Annotated in this window: 1 protein-coding gene; it reads left to right on the top strand. The window is 64.7% G+C overall.

What is annotated here, in order from left to right:
* Nucleotides 1–397: 397 nt before the first annotated feature.
* Entirely contained in the window at nt 398–1,402 is a 1,005-nt protein-coding gene (gene gap / locus ACFWFR_RS19345) for a type I glyceraldehyde-3-phosphate dehydrogenase (protein ID WP_191805772.1), read from the top strand.
* Nucleotides 1,403–1,441 lie beyond the last annotated feature (39 nt).

Below are 1,441 nucleotides of genomic sequence, written 5' to 3' on the forward strand. Positions count from 1 at the left end.
CCGGACGGTGCGCGCCCCTCGTCGTGCGCCGAGCGCCTCGCACGCCGTGGAGCGCGCTCCGGGCGGTGCGGTGACGCTGGTGTGACGTGCGTCTCGGGCCTCCATCACGTTCCCACGCTTCGTGCAAGGTCGTCTCAGAACAGGTCTCAGGTCACGTGTCGGGCCGCTTTGGGTATAGGCTCGGGGATGTCAGGTGACAAAGACGTGCTCCTTCACTGAGGTCTTCGGGACCCTTTGAGTCGCAGCTGTCGCTGAGGCTCCGAGTTCCCGGGATCGCGCCGTCAGGCATTCAGTGGGGGAGTACTTCGCCGTTCACCACCTACGTACGCCGTAGTACGTGATCGTTCGGCATCAACCGTGTGCGTCGGGAACACCGGCGCGCCCTGAGGAGGGCATTGTGACCATCCGCGTCGGTATCAACGGCTTCGGTCGTATCGGACGTAACTTCTTCCGCGCCATCATTGCGTCGGGGGCTGACATCGAGATCGTGGGTGTCAACGACCTCACGGACAACAAGACGCTCGCGCACCTGCTGAAGTACGACACCGTCCTGGGTCGTTTCCCGCTGAGCGTCGACTTCGACGACAACAACATCATCGTCGACGGCAAGGCCATCCGCGCCCTCGAAGAGCGCGACCCGGCGAACCTGCCCTGGGCCGAGCTCGGTGCTGACATCGTCATCGAGTCGACCGGTTTCTTCACCGACGCGACCAAGGCCAAGGCTCACCTCGAGGCCGGCGCCAAGAAGGTCATCATCTCCGCTCCGGCGAAGAACGAGGACGGCACGTTCGTCGTCGGCGTGAACCACGAGCAGTACGACCCCGCGACGCAGCACATCATCTCCAACGCGTCGTGCACCACGAACTGCCTCGCCCCGCTGGCCAAGGCGCTCAACGACGCGATCGGGATCGAGAACGGTCTCATGACCACGATCCACGCGTACACGGGTGACCAGAACCTGCAGGACGGCCCCCACAAGGACCTGCGTCGCGCCCGTGCGGCCGCGCAGAACATCGTCCCCACCTCGACCGGTGCGGCCAAGGCCGTCTCCCTCGTGCTCCCCGAGCTCAAGGGCAAGCTCGACGGCTACGCGCTCCGCGTCCCCGTCATCACGGGCTCGGCCACGGACCTCACCTTCGTCGCCTCGAAGGAGGTCACGGTCGAGGAGGTCAACGCCGCGGTCAAGGCTGCTGCCGAGGGCGCGCTGAAGGGTGTTCTCGAGTACGTCGAGGACGAGATCGTGTCCTCGGACATCGTGACCAACCCGCACCAGAGCATCTTCGACTCGAAGCTGACCAAGGTCTCGGGCAACCAGGTCAAGGTCGTCTCCTGGTACGACAACGAGTGGGGCTACTCGAACAGCCTCGTCGCCCTCACGCAGTACGTGGGTGTGCGCCTCTGATCTCCGTCTCTTCGACGTGAGGTGAATTCTGCGTCCGCG

It is taken from the genome of Oerskovia sp. NPDC060287, from assembly GCF_042726775.1.
GTDB classification, from domain to species: Bacteria; Actinomycetota; Actinomycetes; order Actinomycetales; family Cellulomonadaceae; genus Oerskovia; species Oerskovia merdavium.